A 16,537-nucleotide genomic window follows, 5' to 3' on the forward strand; every position below is an offset into this window, starting at 1 on the left:
CGACTCTACGTCCGACCCCGCCCTGCGACCTTTAGACCAATGGACGAGAATCGTTGCATATGAACCATCGGCAGATTGCCAGCTACCTATGTATAATGCCGCCCGCTGACCACAGGGTCACGACGGCTGGCCTCTCTAGCACGAGACTTTCCGCCTGATTGGTCGGGTTGTTACCGCAGTCCGACTGCTTGACGCTCTACTGATGCACCCAACATCACCGCGAAGAATCTCGACATTCGGTTCATGGATGACTTTGAACGAACGCGCTTACCCGGCGCCCCTCGAGTTTCTGCGCACGCTTTAGCAAAGAAGAGAGAGTTAATCCGAATATGCCCACCCGCTCGAAGATCATCTATACCTTCACCGACGAAGCTCCAGCCCTCGCCACCTATTCCCTGCTGCCGATCATCGAGGCTTACACCGCCTCGGCCGATATCGCCGTGGAAACCCGCGATATCTCTCTTGCAGCACGTATTCTGGCCAGCTTCCCCGAGCAACTGGGCGACAAAGCCGTAGCCGACCACCTCGCCGAACTGGGCGACCTGGCCGTTACGCCTGAAGCCAACATCATCAAGCTGCCGAACATCAGCGCTTCGGTGCCACAGCTGCAAGCCGCGATCAAAGAGCTGCAAGCTCAGGGTTACAACCTGCCGGACTACCCGGAAACCGTGACCAGCGACGCCGACAAAGACGCCAAGGCGCGTTACGACAAGGTCAAGGGCAGCGCCGTAAACCCGGTTCTGCGTGAAGGCAACTCCGACCGTCGTGCACCGCTGTCGGTGAAGAACTACGCGCGCAAGCACCCACACAAAATGGGCGCCTGGGCCAAAGACTCCAAATCCCACGTCGCTCACATGAGCACCGGCGATTTCTACGGCAGCGAAAAAGCTGCCCTGATCGACGCCGCTGACGCCGTGAAGATCGAGCTGATCGCCAAGGACGGTACCGCTACCGTTCTGAAAGAAAAAACCACCGTTCAGGCTGGCGAGATCCTCGACTGCGCCGTGATGAGCAAAAACGCCCTGCGCGCGTTCATCGCTGCTGAAATCGAAAGCGCCAAGGCCCAAGGCGTGCTGCTGTCGGTTCACCTGAAAGCGACCATGATGAAGGTCTCCGACCCGATCATGTTCGGCCAGATCGTTGCCGAATTCTATAAAGACGCCCTGACCAAGCACGCTGACGTGCTGGCCGAGATCGGCTTCAACCTGAACAACGGCATCGGCGATCTGTACGCGCGCATCAAAGCCCTGCCGGCTGAGCAGCAAGCGCAGATCGAAGCCGACATGGCAGCCGTCTACGCTGCTCGTCCATCGCTGGCGATGGTCAACTCCGACAAAGGCATCACCAACCTGCACGTGCCGAGCGACGTGATCGTCGACGCCTCGATGCCGGCAATGATCCGTGACTCCGGCAAAATGTGGGGCACCGACGGTCAGCTGCACGACACCAAGGCTGTGATCCCGGATCGTTGCTACGCGACCATCTACCAGGCCGTGATCGAAGATTGCAAAGCCAATGGCGCTTTCGATCCGACCACCATGGGCAACGTGCCAAACGTTGGCCTGATGGCGAAGAAAGCCGAAGAGTACGGCTCGCACGACAAGACCTTCCAGATCAAGGCTGACGGCGTGGTTCGCGTCACCGACAGCAAGGGCAACCTGCTGATGGAACAGGCTGTTGAAGCCGGCGACATCTTCCGCATGTGCCAGACCAAAGACGCGCCGATCCAGGACTGGGTCAAACTGGCCGTCAACCGTGCTCGCGCGAGCAGCACGCCAGCGATCTTCTGGCTGGACCCGATGCGCGCTCACGATGGCGTAGTGATCGAGAAGGTTCAGGCTTACCTGAAAGATCACGACACCACCGGTCTGGACATCCAGATCATGGCGCCGGTCGACGCCATGAAGTACACCCTGCAGCGCACCCGCGAAGGCAAGGACACCATTTCGGTGACCGGCAACGTACTGCGCGACTACCTGACCGACCTGTTCCCGATCATGGAACTGGGCACCAGCGCCAAGATGCTGTCGATCGTACCGCTGATGAACGGCGGCGGCCTGTTCGAAACCGGCGCAGGTGGTTCGGCTCCGAAGCACGTGCAGCAACTGGTTGAAGAGAACTTCCTGCGCTGGGATTCGCTGGGCGAGTTCCTTGCTCTGGCAGCGTCCCTTGAGCATTTGGGTGTGAACTACAACAACCCGAAAGCCCTGGTGCTGTCGAAAACCCTGGATCAGGCCACCGGCCAGTTCCTCGACAACAACAAGTCGCCATCGCGCAAAGTCGGCAACATCGACAACCGCGGCAGCCACTTCTATCTGGCGATGTACTGGGCTCAGGCCCTGGCTGCCCAGACTGAAGACGCTGCACTGCAAGCGCAGTTCGCGACTCTGGCCAAGACTCTGACCGAGAACGAAGCAACCATCGTTGCCGAGCTCAACGCCGTTCAGGGCAAGCCAGTCGACATCGGCGGTTACTACCACGCCAATGCCGAGCTGATCAGCAAGGCCATGCGCCCAAGCGCAACCCTCAACGCGGCGATTGCTGCGCTGGTTTAAGGTTGTAAAGGGAACATCACAAACCCCGGCCTCGTGCCGGGGTTTGTGTTTCCAGAGTTCACACTTCCCCTGTGGGAGCGAGCTTGCTCGCGAAGGCGGCGGGTCAGTCAATGAAAATGTTGAATGATAAACCGCATTCGCGAGCAAGCTCGCTCACACAGGGGATTGGGTTTCAACCAATAGATTGAGGAAGGTTTTATGGAATGGCTCCCCCACATCACCGTCGCCACCATCGTCGAGGACAACGGCCGCTTCCTGATGGTCGAGGAACACAAGGCTGGGCGTAACGTGCTCAACCAGCCCGCCGGCCATCTCGACCCGGACGAAACCCTGATCGACGCCGCCGTGCGCGAAACCCTCGAAGAAACCGGCTGGGACGTCGAACCTACCGGCGTGATCGGCATTTACCTGTACACCGCACCGAGCAACGGCGTGACTTACCAGCGCGTGTGCTTCAGCGCCAAAGCCGTGCAACACCACCCCGACTACCAGCTCGATGACGGCATCGTCGGCGCCAAGTGGCTGACCCGTGACGAATTAATCGCCCAGCGCGACAACTGGCGCAGCGAGCTGATCATCCGTTGCATCGACGATTATCTGGCCGGCCATCACTTCAGCCTCGAACTGATCCGCCCTTCTCTTTAGCCTTGAGGCCGCGAGCCTGCTAGAATCGCGTCCTTTTTCAAGACACTCATTGAATCCCTATGCGTGATCCAGCCCCTTCTGACACATCCAAGAAGCGCGTCATTGTCGGCATGTCCGGCGGCGTGGACTCTTCCGTTTCCGCTCTCCTGCTGATCGAGCAGGGTTACGAGGTGGAAGGCCTGTTCATGAAGAACTGGGAAGAAGACGACGGAACGGAATACTGCACCGCCATGGACGACCTGGCGGATGCTCAGGCTGTCTGCGACAAGATCGGCATCAAGCTGCACACCGCCAACTTCGCTGCTGAATACTGGGACAACGTGTTCGAGCACTTCCTGGCCGAATACAAGGCCGGCCGTACGCCGAACCCGGACATCCTGTGTAACCGCGAGATCAAGTTCAAGGCGTTCCTCGACTACGCCATGATGCTCGGCGCCGACCTGATTGCCACCGGCCACTACGTGCGCCGCCGCGACATTGATGGTCGTACCGAACTGCTCAAAGGCCTCGATCCGAACAAGGATCAGAGCTATTTCCTGCACGCCGTTGGCGGCGAACAGATCGCCAAGACCCTGTTCCCGGTCGGCGAACTGGAAAAGCCGGAAGTCCGTGCGATTGCCGAGAAATACGAGCTGGCCACCGCCAAGAAGAAGGACTCCACCGGGATCTGCTTCATCGGCGAGCGGCGCTTCAGCGACTTCCTCAAGCAATACCTGCCGGCGCAACCGGGCGAAATCAAAACCACCGAAGGCGAAGTCATCGGTCGCCACCACGGTTTGATGTACCACACCATCGGTCAGCGCCAAGGTCTGGGCATCGGCGGTTTGAAAGATGCCGGTGACGAGCCGTGGTACGTGCTGCGCAAGGACCTGGACAGCAACGAGCTGATCGTCGGCCAGGGCAACAACCATCCGTGGCTGTTTTCCAGCGCCCTGCTCGCTTCGGAAATCTATTGGGTCAACCCGATCGACCTGAGCCAGCCGCTGCGCCTGACCGCGAAAGTGCGTTATCGCCAGAGCGATCAAGCCTGCACCCTGGAAAAAACCGCCAGCGGCTACCGCGCCGTGTTCGACGAGCCGCAACGTGCGGTGACGCCGGGCCAATCGGTGGTGTTCTACGACGGTGAAATCTGCCTCGGTGGCGGCGTGATCGAAGTGGCCGAGCCGTGGAGCGGCCAGGCATGAGCCCGACTCAGGAGCAACTGACGGCGCTCGGCGGCGTGTTTCTCGCCGCCGTGCTGGTCGACCGGATCGCCAAGACCGGCCAGACCAACGAAGCCGGCCTGAGCTGCATGCTCGGCAGCCTGCTCGTGCGCGACCCGAAGGACACGCTGGACGTGTACGGCGGCGACGACATCAATTTGCGCGAAGGTTACCGTGCACTGATTGGCGCCCTTGAACGCGACCCGAGCACGCTGCAACGCGAGCCGCTGCGTTATGCCCTGTCGATGCTCGGCCTGGAACGTCAACTGGCCAAGCGCAACGACATGCTCGACATCATCGGCAAGCGCTTGCCGCAGATCCAGTCGCAGGTCGAGCATTTCGGCCCGGCCCACGAAAACGTGGTCGCGGCTTGCGGCGCGCTGTATCAGGACACCCTGAGCACCTTGCGCCAACGCATTCAGGTGCATGGCGACATGCGCAATCTGCAGCAGCCAAGCAACGCCTCGAAGATTCGCGCCCTGCTCCTCGCCGGCATTCGTTCAGCGCGCCTGTGGCGGCAGCTCGGCGGCCATCGCTGGCAGTTGGTGATCAGCCGGCGCAAGCTGCTCAAAGAGCTGTATCCGTTGATGCGCAGCGAGTAAATCGCCGCGCAATAAAAGCTTTGTAGTCTGTAACGCGTAATACGCCGGTCAGTTGGCAACGGACCGGCGGATTTTTTCATGTATGATACGCGCCCCATTTCGTTGCCCGACTGTCCGAGAACACCCCATGCAGCTTTCTTCGCTCACTGCGGTTTCCCCTGTTGACGGCCGCTACGCCGGCAAAACCCAGGCCCTGCGCCCGATTTTCAGCGAGTACGGCCTGATCCGTGCCCGTGTTCTGGTTGAAGTGCGCTGGCTCCAGCGCCTGGCCGCCCACGCTGGTGTCCCTGAAGTGCCAGCCTTCTCCGCCGAGGCCAACGCCGTTCTCAATGAACTGGCTGAAAACTTCTCGCTGGAGCACGCCGAGCGCGTCAAAGAGATCGAGCGCACCACCAACCACGACGTCAAAGCGATCGAATACCTGCTCAAGGAGCAGGCGGCCAAGCTGCCGGAGCTGGCCAAGGTCAGCGAGTTCATCCACTTTGCCTGCACCAGTGAAGACATCAACAACCTGTCCCACGCCCTGATGCTGCGCGAAGGCCGTGACGACGTGATGCTGCCGCTGATGCGCCAGACCGCCAACGCCATCCGCGAACTGGCCATCCGTTTCGCTGACGTGCCAATGCTGTCGCGCACCCACGGTCAACCGGCCTCCCCGACTACTTTGGGTAAAGAGCTGGCGAACGTGGTTTACCGTCTCGAGCGTCAGATCGCTCAAGTCGCTGCCGTGCCGCTGCTGGGCAAGATCAACGGCGCTGTCGGTAACTACAACGCACACCTGTCGGCCTACCCGCAGATCGACTGGGAAGCCAACGCCCGCGCCTTCATCGAAGACGAACTGGGCCTGGGCTTCAACCCGTACACCACGCAGATCGAACCGCACGACTACATCGCCGAGCTGTTCGACGCGATCGCGCGCTTCAACACCATCCTGATCGACTTCGACCGTGACATCTGGGGCTACATCTCCCTGGGTTATTTCAAGCAGCGCACCATCGCTGGCGAAATCGGTTCGTCGACCATGCCGCACAAGGTCAACCCGATCGACTTCGAAAACTCCGAAGGCAACCTGGGCATCGCCAACGCACTGTTCCAGCACCTGGCGAGCAAACTGCCGATTTCCCGCTGGCAGCGCGACCTGACCGACTCCACCGTACTGCGCAACCTCGGTGTCGGCTTCGCCCACAGCGTGATCGCGTACGAAGCCAGCCTCAAAGGCATCAGCAAACTGGAGCTCAACGAGCAGAAGATTGCCGCTGACCTCGACGCTTGCTGGGAAGTGTTGGCCGAGCCGATCCAGACCGTGATGCGCCGCTACAACATCGAAAACCCGTACGAGAAGCTGAAAGAACTGACCCGCGGCAAGGGCATCAGCCCTGAAGCGTTGCAGACTTTCATCGATGGCCTGGACATGCCTGCCGAAGCGAAAGCCGAGCTCAAGCAACTGACTCCGGCCAACTACATCGGCAACGCTGTAGCGCAAGCCAAACGCATCTGATCGACCGCTTGATCCGCTTGAGACGCCCGGCCGCGCCGGGCGTTTTTATTCCCGTCTGAAAAGTGCTTTTTTTCAATAGGTTACATATGAATTCCGATATTCCTCTTCAACTTCTGGGCGGCCTCACAGCACGCGAATTCCTGCGCGACTACTGGCAGAAAAAGCCACTGCTGATCCGTCAGGCGATTCCTGACTTCGAAAGCCCGATCGACGCCGACGAACTGGCCGGCCTGGCCCTGGAAGAAGAAGTCGAATCGCGCCTGGTGATCGAGCACGGCGAGCGTCCATGGGAACTGCGTCGCGGCCCGTTCGCTGAAGACGAATTCAGCAAATTGCCGGAAAAAGAGTGGACCCTGCTGGTTCAAGCCGTCGACCAATTCGTCCCGGAAGTCAGCGAATTGCTGGAAAACTTCCGTTTCCTGCCGAGCTGGCGCGTCGACGACGTGATGATCAGCTTCGCCGCCCCGGGTGGCAGCGTCGGCCCGCACTTCGACAACTACGACGTGTTCCTGCTGCAAGGCCACGGCAAGCGCAACTGGAAAATCGGCCAGATGTGCGATTCCGAGAGCCCGCTGCTGCAACACGCGGACCTGCGCATCCTCGCTGAATTCCACGAGACCGAAGAATGGGTCCTGGAACCGGGCGACATGCTCTACCTGCCGCCGCGCTTGGCGCACTGCGGTGTCGCGGTCGATAACTGCATGACCTACTCGGTCGGCTTCCGCGCACCAAGCGCTTCCGAAGTGCTGACTCACTTCACCGACTTCCTCAGCCAGTTCCTGACTGATGAAGAGCGCTACACCGACGCCGACGCACAGCCTGCAGCCGATCCACACCAGATTCAGCACGATGCACTGGATCGCCTGAAAGCCCTGCTTGCCGAACACATGAGCGACGAGCGCCTGCTGCTGACCTGGTTCGGCCAGTACATGACCGAGCCGCGCTACCCGGAACTGGTGGCCGGCCCGGAAGAAATCGAAGAAGAAGATTTCCTCGCTGCCCTGCAGGATGGCGCCATTCTGATCCGCAATCCGAGCGCACGCCTGGCCTGGTCGGAAGTCGATGACGACCTGCTGCTGTTCGCCAGCGGCCAGAGCCGTTACCTGCCGGGCAAGCTGCGCGAGTTGCTGAAGCTGATCTGCGCCGCCGACGCCCTGCACACCGACAACCTCGGCGAGTGGCTGAACGACGAAGACGCTTGCAGCCTGCTGTGCCAGCTGGTCAAGCAAGGGAGCCTGGGGTTCGCCGATGAATAAGATTCGCGTACGTGTCGCAGACTGGCAGAAGGACATCGCCGAGATCCGGCGCATTCGTGAAACGGTGTTCATCGCCGAGCAATCGGTGCCACCTGAGCTGGAATGGGACGCGGACGACGCGACCGCCGTGCATTTTCTGGCGTTTGAAGGCGACTTTCCGATCGGTACTGCGCGCCTGCTGCCTGACGGGCACATTGGCCGCGTTTCGGTACTGAAAGACTGGCGCGGGATGAAGGTCGGTGATGCGCTGATGCAAGCAGTCATCGCTGAAGCTGAAGCGCGTGGCTTGAAGCAGCAAATGCTCAGCGCTCAGGTGCAGGCCACGGCGTTCTATGAGCGCCTCGGCTTCAGCCTGATCAGCGAGGAATTCCTCGAAGCCGGGATTCCGCATGTCGACATGGTTCGGCATTCGGGTTGAGCTCTGCCCTGATCGTTCCCACGCTCTGCGTGGGAATGCCTCTCGGGACGCTCCGCGTCCCTTGCGGCATGTGACGCAGAGCGTCACTGGCTGCATTCCCACGCAGAGCGTGGGAACGATCACGCCCCGACATCAACCGATGCCGGGGCGTTTTGCTGTCTACGATTCAACTTGCCCCACCCAAGGCCGACAAACTGGCAATATCAAGACTTTCGAAAGCGGAGATAACGGACATGTCCCTACGCACCCTGCTCACCACCCTGCTGCTCGGTTGCAGTTTTTCGGTGATGGCAGCCACAGAAATCGTGCCCCTCAATTACCGCACCAGTACTGACATGCTGCCGATGGCGCAAGACTTCCTCGGCAAGGACGGTCAGGTCAGCGCCTATGGCAACCAACTGATCATCAAGGCTGAGCCGGACAAGATCCAGGAGCTCAAGGCGCTGATCACCCAACTGGACACGGCGCCCAAGCGTCTGCTGATCACCGTCGACACCAATGAAAACAATGGCCGTGGCGACGAAGGTTATTCGGTCAACGGCGCCCAGCCGAACCAGACCCGCATCATCAGCCGCAGCACCGCCAGTCGCGACGGCGGCGTGCAGCAGGTGCAGGCCACCGACGGCATGCCGGCGCTGATTCAAGTCGGTCAAAGTGTGCCGATCACCAGCAGCCAGACCAATTCCTATGGCGATTACAGCAGCCAGACCCAATACCGCAACGTCACCCAGGGTTTCTATGTCACCGCCAGCGTCACCGGCGACATCGTTCACCTGACAATCAGTACCAACCGTGACCGCATGAGCCAGGAACGTCCCGATGTAGTGAACGTGCAAAGCACCGACACAACGGTCAGCGGGCGCCTTGGTGAGTGGATCACCCTCGCTGGCGTGAATCGCCAGACTCAGGCCGACAAACAGGGCCTGACCCGCAGCTACTCGACTCAAGGCCGGGATGACATGACCTTGCGGGTCAAAGTCGACGCCCTGGACTAAAGCACCGAAAACTGACTGATTAGTCGTATTAGACGAAAGATGTAGTGCTTGAAAAAAAGCACTACAAAACGTTTGACGGGGTAAAAAAGCGAAGGCATGATGGCCTCGCTCCCGCTAATCAGAGGCCCTGGCAAGGGCCTTCGAAGCGATGTTCGCACCTACCCCGCGAACCGCTTCGTGTCTGTACCGCCCACAAGGTGTGTTTGACGAGGTTGCCGACTGGAACGAAGTTGTCCCGAGGGACGGAAGCGTAATTAGGTAACCAGGCTTCACACTGTAGACCGTATAAAGGCCCACGACGCCCGAATGCGCCCGCAGTCCGCCACTACCTGCTCACTTCCCCTCGAGCCTATCGTTCATCCCGTCGCCTACCCCGCCGAATCCGACTTGACCACCTAAGCTTCTGGTCAGCGAGCGCAGGAATTTTCCACCGCAGAACAACTTTTCATAAAGACGCGACGAGGTTTATCTCCATGGCACTGACACGCGAACAGCAAATTGCAGCCCTCGAAAAAGACTGGGCTGAAAACCCGCGCTGGAAAGGCGTGACACGCACTTACTCCGCTGCTGACGTCGTCCGTCTGCGTGGCTCGGTTCAACCTGAGCACACCTTTGCAAAAATGGGCGCCGAGAAGCTGTGGAACCTGGTCACCCAGGGTGCCAAGCCTTCCTTCCGTCCTGAGAAAGATTTCGTCAACTGCATGGGCGCCCTGACCGGTGGCCAGGCTGTTCAGCAGGTTAAAGCCGGCATCCAGGCGATCTACCTGTCGGGCTGGCAGGTTGCTGCGGACAACAACTCCGCAGAATCCATGTACCCGGACCAGTCGCTGTACCCGGTGGACTCGGTGCCAACCGTGGTCAAGCGCATCAACAACTCGTTCCGTCGTGCTGACCAGATCCAATGGAAAGCCGGCAAGAACCCGGGCGACGATGGCTACATCGACTACTTCGCGCCGATCGTGGCTGACGCCGAAGCCGGTTTCGGTGGCGTGCTGAACGCCTACGAGCTGATGAAGAGCATGATCGAAGCAGGCGCCGCCGGCGTTCACTTCGAAGACCAACTGGCTTCCGTGAAAAAATGCGGTCACATGGGCGGTAAAGTACTGGTTCCAACTCAAGAAGCCGTACAGAAGCTGACCGCTGCTCGTCTGGCTGCTGACGTTGCCGGTACCCCGACCATCATTCTGGCCCGTACCGACGCTAACGCTGCTGACCTGCTGACTTCCGATTGCGACCCGTACGACCAGCCGTTCGTGACTGGCGAGCGCACTCAGGAAGGTTTCTACAAGGTCCGTGCCGGTCTGGATCAAGCCATCGCTCGCGGCCTGGCCTACGCGCCGTACGCCGACCTGATCTGGTGCGAAACCGCCAAGCCGGATCTGGAAGAAGCCCGTCGCTTTGCCGAAGCGATCAAAAAGGAATACCCGGACCAACTGCTGTCGTACAACTGCTCGCCTTCCTTCAACTGGAAGAAAAACCTCGACGACGCGACCATCGCCAAGTTCCAGCGCGAACTGTCCGCCATGGGTTACAAGCACCAGTTCATCACCCTGGCCGGCATTCACAACATGTGGCACAGCATGTTCAACCTGGCGCACGACTACGCCCGCAACGACATGACTGCCTACGTGAAGCTGCAGGAGCAGGAATTCGCTGACGCCGCCAAGGGTTACACCTTCGTGGCTCACCAGCAGGAAGTGGGCACCGGCTACTTCGACGACATGACCACTGTGATTCAAGGTGGCTCGTCGTCGGTAACCGCACTGACCGGTTCGACTGAAGAAGAACAGTTCCACTGATTCGGCTTCGCTGAGCAAACGGCCTTTGCGGATCGTATAGAAAGCTAACCGCAGAGCCGCAAAACTGACGCCCCGACTGGTTCGGGGCGTTTTTTTTGCCCGAGACAATCTCCCATACGCCACAACCCCCCTGTGGGAGCGAGCTTGCTCGCGAAGGCGTCATGTCAGTCACTATCCATGTCGAATGATGAACCGCATTCGCGAGCAAGCTCGCTCCCACAGGAAAAGCGTCAGCCGCGAATCAAAACATTGATCCAGAGCGGTACAACCGTCAGAAAAATCCGCTAAAACGGGCGCCGTCGCTAATTGCAGTAACGTGCAAGTAAGACAACTTCCCAACTGACATCCCGTTAAACAGTTACAAAACACCCGCAAACGATATCAATTATCATTTAGCCACAACTATGCTCGTTACATTCCCTACAAAACATTATTTGCATAAACCCGCCTAATGCCCGCAACGCATGGGCTGCAGGGCATTGGAGATGCGCTATGTCCTTATTCCAATAAATAATTTCGCTATAGGAATTTTACTTGCAGGGTGTTTAGCCATAAAATCAGCGCGATTGATTGCTGCGACATATCGTCACTGCCTATTTCTTTATCAAGCTCAGAGACCTTTGCTCTCTGTTAAGGATTACCAGCATGCCCGAAGCGACAGGACTCATGGCCCACAACTGGGGCTTTGCCATTTTCCTTCTGGGTGTCGTCGGCCTGTGTGCCTTCATGCTTGGCGTCTCCAGCCTCCTCGGGTCAAAAGCCTGGGGCCGCAGCAAAAACGAACCGTTCGAGTCGGGCATGCTACCTACCGGTGGCGCCCGCTTGCGGCTCTCAGCCAAATTCTATCTGGTCGCGATGCTCTTCGTGATCTTCGATATCGAAGCCCTCTTTCTCTTTGCATGGTCTGTGTCCGTCCGCGAAAGCGGCTGGACCGGATTCGTCGAAGCTCTCGTTTTCATAGCAATTCTGTTGGCAGGTCTTGTCTACCTGTTCCGAGTGGGCGCCCTTGACTGGGCTCCGGAAGCTCGTCGCAAGCGGCAGGCGAAGCTGAAACAATGAGGCTTTGGCAATGCAATACAATCTCACCAGGATCGACCCCGATGCTCCTAACGAGCAATATCCGATTGGCGAACGGGAAACCGTTTCCGATCCGTTAGAAGATCAAGTTCACAAAAACATTTTCATGGGCAAGCTGGAAGACGTGCTGAGTGGCGCGGTCAACTGGGGGCGTAAAAACTCCCTGTGGCCGTACAACTTCGGCCTGTCGTGCTGCTACGTGGAAATGACCACCGCCTTCACGGCGCCCCACGACATCGCGCGCTTCGGCGCCGAAGTGATCCGGGCATCGCCGCGTCAGGCCGACTTCATGGTTATCGCCGGTACCTGCTTCATCAAGATGGCGCCGATCATCCAGCGTCTTTACGAGCAAATGCTCGAGCCGAAATGGGTTATCTCCATGGGTTCGTGCGCTAACTCCGGTGGCATGTACGACATCTACTCTGTGGTTCAAGGGGTGGACAAGTTCCTGCCCGTGGACGTCTACGTACCTGGCTGCCCGCCCCGTCCGGAAGCATTTCTGCAAGGCTTGATGCTGCTGCAGGAATCGATTGGACAGGAGCGTCGTCCGCTTTCCTGGGTCGTTGGTGATCAAGGCGTGTATCGCGCCGACATGCCTTCGCAGAAGGAACAGCGCCGCGAACAGCGAATCGCAGTCACCAACCTGCGCAGCCCTGACGAAGTCTGATCCAGATCTGTTCTGAAATAGAAACGAGAAGCTGGCTTCATTCTTTACGTTGACCGAAAGCGAAAAAATAACCATGACTACAGGCAGCGCTCTGTACATCCCGCCTTATAAGGCAGACGACCAGGATGTGGTCGTTGAATTGAACAACCGTTTTGGCCCGGAGGCGTTCACCGCCCAGCCGACCCGCACCGGCATGCCGGTGCTGTGGGTGGCGCGTGCCAGACTCGTCGAAGTCCTGACTTTCCTGCGTAACCTGCCCAAGCCGTACGTCATGCTCTATGACCTGCACGGCGTGGACGAGCGTCTGCGCACCAAGCGTCAAGGGCTGCCATCGGACGCCGAGTTCACCGTGTTCTATCACCTCATGTCGCTCGAGCGTAATAGTGACGTGATGATCAAGGTTGCCTTGTCCGAGAGCGACCTCAGCTTGCCGACCGTCACCAGCATCTGGCCGAACGCCAACTGGTACGAGCGTGAAGTCTGGGACATGTTCGGTATCGACTTCAAAGGTCACCCGCACCTGTCGCGCATCATGATGCCGCCGACCTGGGAAGGTCACCCGCTGCGCAAGGACTTCCCGGCGCGCGCCACCGAATTCGATCCATACAGCCTCAACCTCGCCAAGCAACAGCTTGAGGAAGAAGCCGCGCGTTTCCGTCCGGAAGACTGGGGCATGAAGCGTTCCGGTCCGAACGAGGACTACATGTTCCTCAACCTCGGCCCGAACCACCCTTCTGCGCACGGTGCGTTCCGCATCATTCTGCAACTGGACGGTGAAGAGATCGTCGATTGCGTGCCGGACATTGGCTACCACCACCGTGGTGCCGAGAAGATGGCCGAGCGCCAGTCCTGGCACAGCTTCATCCCGTACACCGACCGTATCGACTACCTCGGCGGCGTGATGAACAACCTGCCGTACGTGCTCTCGGTCGAGAAGCTGGCCGGCATCAAGGTGCCTGAGAAGGTCGACGTCATCCGCATCATGATGGCCGAGTTCTTCCGGATCACCAGCCACCTGCTGTTCCTCGGGACTTACATCCAGGACGTCGGCGCCATGACTCCGGTGTTCTTCACCTTCACCGACCGCCAGAAGGCGTACACGGTGATTGAAGCCATTACCGGTTTCCGTCTGCACCCGGCCTGGTACCGCATCGGTGGCGTCGCGCACGACCTGCCACGCGGCTGGGAAAAACTGGTGAAAGACTTCGTTGAATGGCTGCCAAAACGCCTCGACGAATACACCAAGGCTGCCCTGCAGAACAGCATCCTCAAGGGTCGTACCATCGGCGTCGCCCAGTACAACACCAAAGAAGCCCTGGAATGGGGTGTCACCGGTGCTGGCCTGCGTTCGACCGGTTGCGATTTCGACCTGCGTAAAGCGCGTCCGTACTCCGGCTACGAGAACTTCGAGTTCGAAGTACCGCTGGCTGCCAACGGCGATGCCTACGACCGCTGCATGGTTCGCGTCGAAGAGATGCGCCAGAGCATCAAGATCATCGACCAGTGCATGCGCAACATGCCGGAAGGCCCGTACAAGGCGGATCACCCGCTGACCACGCCGCCACCGAAAGAGCGCACGCTGCAGCACATCGAAACCCTGATCACGCACTTCCTGCAAGTTTCGTGGGGCCCGGTGATGCCGGCCAACGAATCCTTCCAGATGATCGAAGCGACCAAGGGCATCAACAGTTATTACCTGACGAGCGACGGCGGCACTATGAGCTACCGTACCCGGATCCGCACTCCAAGCTTCCCGCATCTGCAACAGATCCCTTCGGTGATCAAAGGCAGCATGGTCGCGGACATGATTGCGTACCTGGGTAGTATCGATTTCGTTATGGCCGACGTGGACCGCTAAGCATGAACAGCACGCTTATCCAGACAGACCGTTTCACCCTCAGTGAAACCGAGCGCTCGGCCATCGAGCACGAGCTGCATCACTACGAAGACCCGCGCGCGGCGTCGATCGAAGCCCTGAAGATCGTTCAGAAAGAACGCGGCTGGGTGCCGGATGGCGCCTTGTACGCGATCGGCGAGATCCTCGGCATCCCGGCCAGCGACGTTGAAGGTGTGGCGACGTTCTACAGCCAGATTTTCCGTCAGCCGGTTGGCCGTCACATCATTCGCGTCTGCGACAGCATGGTCTGCTACATCGGTGGCCACGAGTCGGTGGTCAGCGAAATCCAGAACAATCTGGGCATCGGCCTGGGTCAGACCACCACCGACGGTCGTTTCACCCTGCTGCCTGTCTGCTGCCTCGGCAACTGCGACAAGGCACCGGCGCTGATGATCGACGACGACACCTTTGGTGATGTGCAGCCTGCTGGCGTCGCCAAACTGCTCGAGGGCTATGTATGACCCTGACATCTTTCGGTCCTGCCAACCGCATTCAGCGTTCGGCCGAGACTCACCCGCTGACCTGGCGTCTGCGTGACGACGGCGAAGCCGTGTGGCTCGACGAATACCAGGCCAAGAACGGTTACGCCGCTGCGCGCAAAGCCTTCGCCGACATGGATCAGGACGCCATTGTCCAGACCGTGAAAGACGCCGGCCTCAAAGGTCGCGGCGGTGCAGGCTTCCCCACGGGCGTGAAGTGGGGCCTGATGCCCAAAGACGAATCCATCAACATCCGCTACCTGCTGTGCAACGCGGATGAAATGGAGCCGAACACCTGGAAAGACCGCATGCTGATGGAGCAACTGCCCCATCTGCTGATCGAAGGCATGCTGATCAGTGCCCGCGCACTGAAAACCTACCGTGGCTACATCTTCCTGCGCGGCGAATACACCACCGCCGCCAAGCACCTCAACCGTGCCGTGGAAGAAGCCAAGGCTGCTGGCCTGCTGGGTAAAAACATTCTCGGCAGCGGCTTCGATTTCGAGCTGTTCGTCCACACCGGCGCCGGGCGTTACATCTGCGGTGAAGAAACCGCGCTGATCAACTCCCTCGAAGGCCGCCGCGCCAACCCGCGCTCCAAGCCGCCCTTCCCTGCCGCTGTCGGCGTGTGGGGCAAGCCGACCTGCGTGAACAACGTCGAAACCCTGTGCAACGTGCCGGCGATCATTGCCGACGGCGTGGACTGGTACAAATCGTTGGCGCGTGAAGGCAGCGAAGACATGGGCACCAAGCTCATGGGCTTCTCCGGCAAAGTGAAAAACCCGGGGCTGTGGGAGCTGCCTTTCGGCGTCACCGGTCGCGAGTTGTTCGAAGACTACGCCGGCGGCATGCGCGACGGCTTCAAGCTCAAGGCCTGGCAGCCAGGTGGCGCCGGTACCGGTTTCCTCCTGCCAGAACATCTCGACGCACAGATGTACGCCGGCGGCATCGCCAAAGTGGGCACCCGTATGGGTACCGGCCTGGCCATGGCGGTGGACGACAGCGTCAACATGGTCTCCTTGCTGCGCAACATGGAGCAGTTCTTCGCTCGCGAGTCGTGCGGTTTCTGCACCCCGTGCCGCGATGGTCTGCCATGGAGCGTCAAGCTCTTGATGGCCATCGAACAAGGTCGCGGTCAGCCAGGCGACATCGAGACCCTGCTGGGTCTGGTCAACTTCCTCGGCCCGGGCAAGACCTTCTGTGCTCACGCACCGGGTGCCGTGGAACCGTTGGGCAGTGCCATCAAATACTTCCGTCCAGAGTTCGAAGCCGGTATCGCGCCAGTCAGCGCCGCCGTCCCGCCTCTGGCAAGGCCGATCGTAATCGGCGCGTAAACGTTTAAAAAGGCGAAGGGTCCGTGCCCTTCGCCTTTCGTCCGATGACGCCTTTCGGGGCTGACTGGATTCGGACGAATAACAAGATTCCATTAGCCACGCCCGCTGACACC

14 protein-coding genes are annotated in these 16,537 nt (G+C 59.4%); all 14 read left to right on the forward strand.

Annotation, left to right across the window (positions count from 1 at the left end; all coding sequences use genetic code 11):
• The first annotated feature begins 329 nt into the window (after positions 1 to 329).
• The 14 genes from AB4O01_RS09015 to nuoF all read left to right on the forward strand — a co-directional run bounded on the left by AB4O01_RS09015 (position 330) and on the right by nuoF (position 16,424).
• Entirely contained in the window at positions 330 to 2,555 is a 2,226-nt protein-coding gene (locus tag AB4O01_RS09015; RefSeq protein ID WP_460091423.1) for an NADP-dependent isocitrate dehydrogenase, read from the forward strand.
• Between the two features lie 198 nt (positions 2,556 to 2,753).
• Positions 2,754 to 3,200 carry an NUDIX hydrolase gene (locus AB4O01_RS09020; RefSeq protein WP_095048072.1) on the forward strand — a complete coding sequence of 149 codons (447 nt, stop codon included), beginning with the start codon at positions 2,754 to 2,756 and terminating at the stop codon, positions 3,198 to 3,200.
• Positions 3,201 to 3,259: 59 nt separating this feature from the next.
• Positions 3,260 to 4,384 carry a tRNA 2-thiouridine(34) synthase MnmA gene (gene mnmA / locus AB4O01_RS09025; protein WP_007920201.1) on the forward strand — a complete coding sequence of 375 codons (1,125 nt, stop codon included), beginning with the start codon at positions 3,260 to 3,262 and terminating at the stop codon, positions 4,382 to 4,384.
• Positions 4,381 to 5,004: a high frequency lysogenization protein HflD gene (gene hflD / locus AB4O01_RS09030; protein ID WP_095048074.1), complete on the forward strand. Its 624-nt coding sequence runs from the start codon at positions 4,381 to 4,383 to the stop codon at positions 5,002 to 5,004. The genes mnmA and hflD overlap by 4 nt, the downstream gene beginning before the upstream one ends.
• A 127-nt stretch (positions 5,005 to 5,131) precedes the next feature.
• A complete protein-coding gene (gene purB / locus AB4O01_RS09035) occupies positions 5,132 to 6,502 on the forward strand; it encodes an adenylosuccinate lyase (RefSeq protein WP_257355509.1) in 1,371 nt (456 codons plus the stop codon).
• Between the two features lie 86 nt (positions 6,503 to 6,588).
• Positions 6,589 to 7,758: a ribosomal protein uL16 3-hydroxylase gene (locus tag AB4O01_RS09040; RefSeq protein ID WP_320337598.1), complete on the forward strand. Its 1,170-nt coding sequence runs from the start codon at positions 6,589 to 6,591 to the stop codon at positions 7,756 to 7,758.
• A complete protein-coding gene (locus AB4O01_RS09045) occupies positions 7,751 to 8,176 on the forward strand; it encodes a GNAT family N-acetyltransferase (RefSeq protein WP_099756644.1) in 426 nt (141 codons plus the stop codon). Before AB4O01_RS09040 ends, AB4O01_RS09045 begins: the two co-directional genes overlap by 8 nt.
• A 233-nt stretch (positions 8,177 to 8,409) precedes the next feature.
• Positions 8,410 to 9,171: a secretin N-terminal domain-containing protein gene (locus AB4O01_RS09050; RefSeq protein ID WP_460091427.1), complete on the forward strand. Its 762-nt coding sequence runs from the start codon at positions 8,410 to 8,412 to the stop codon at positions 9,169 to 9,171.
• 473 nt (positions 9,172 to 9,644) lie between these two features.
• Positions 9,645 to 10,970: an isocitrate lyase gene (gene aceA, locus AB4O01_RS09055; RefSeq protein ID WP_016775277.1), complete on the forward strand. Its 1,326-nt coding sequence runs from the start codon at positions 9,645 to 9,647 to the stop codon at positions 10,968 to 10,970.
• Between the two features lie 645 nt (positions 10,971 to 11,615).
• Positions 11,616 to 12,029: an NADH-quinone oxidoreductase subunit A gene (locus tag AB4O01_RS09060; RefSeq protein ID WP_003223812.1), complete on the forward strand. Its 414-nt coding sequence runs from the start codon at positions 11,616 to 11,618 to the stop codon at positions 12,027 to 12,029.
• 10 nt (positions 12,030 to 12,039) lie between these two features.
• Positions 12,040 to 12,714, forward strand: a complete 675-nt coding sequence (locus AB4O01_RS09065; protein ID WP_003223809.1) for a NuoB/complex I 20 kDa subunit family protein — start codon at positions 12,040 to 12,042, stop codon at positions 12,712 to 12,714.
• 73 nt (positions 12,715 to 12,787) lie between these two features.
• Positions 12,788 to 14,572, forward strand: a complete 1,785-nt coding sequence (gene nuoC / locus AB4O01_RS09070; RefSeq protein WP_093434270.1) for an NADH-quinone oxidoreductase subunit C/D — start codon at positions 12,788 to 12,790, stop codon at positions 14,570 to 14,572.
• 2 nt (positions 14,573 to 14,574) lie between these two features.
• Entirely contained in the window at positions 14,575 to 15,072 is a 498-nt protein-coding gene (gene nuoE, locus AB4O01_RS09075; RefSeq protein WP_007920186.1) for an NADH-quinone oxidoreductase subunit NuoE, read from the forward strand.
• Entirely contained in the window at positions 15,069 to 16,424 is a 1,356-nt protein-coding gene (gene nuoF, locus AB4O01_RS09080; RefSeq protein WP_007920184.1) for an NADH-quinone oxidoreductase subunit NuoF, read from the forward strand. The genes nuoE and nuoF overlap by 4 nt, the downstream gene beginning before the upstream one ends.
• Positions 16,425 to 16,537 lie beyond the last annotated feature (113 nt).

The sequence above is a fragment of the Pseudomonas sp. S2_E02 genome, assembly GCF_054668355.1.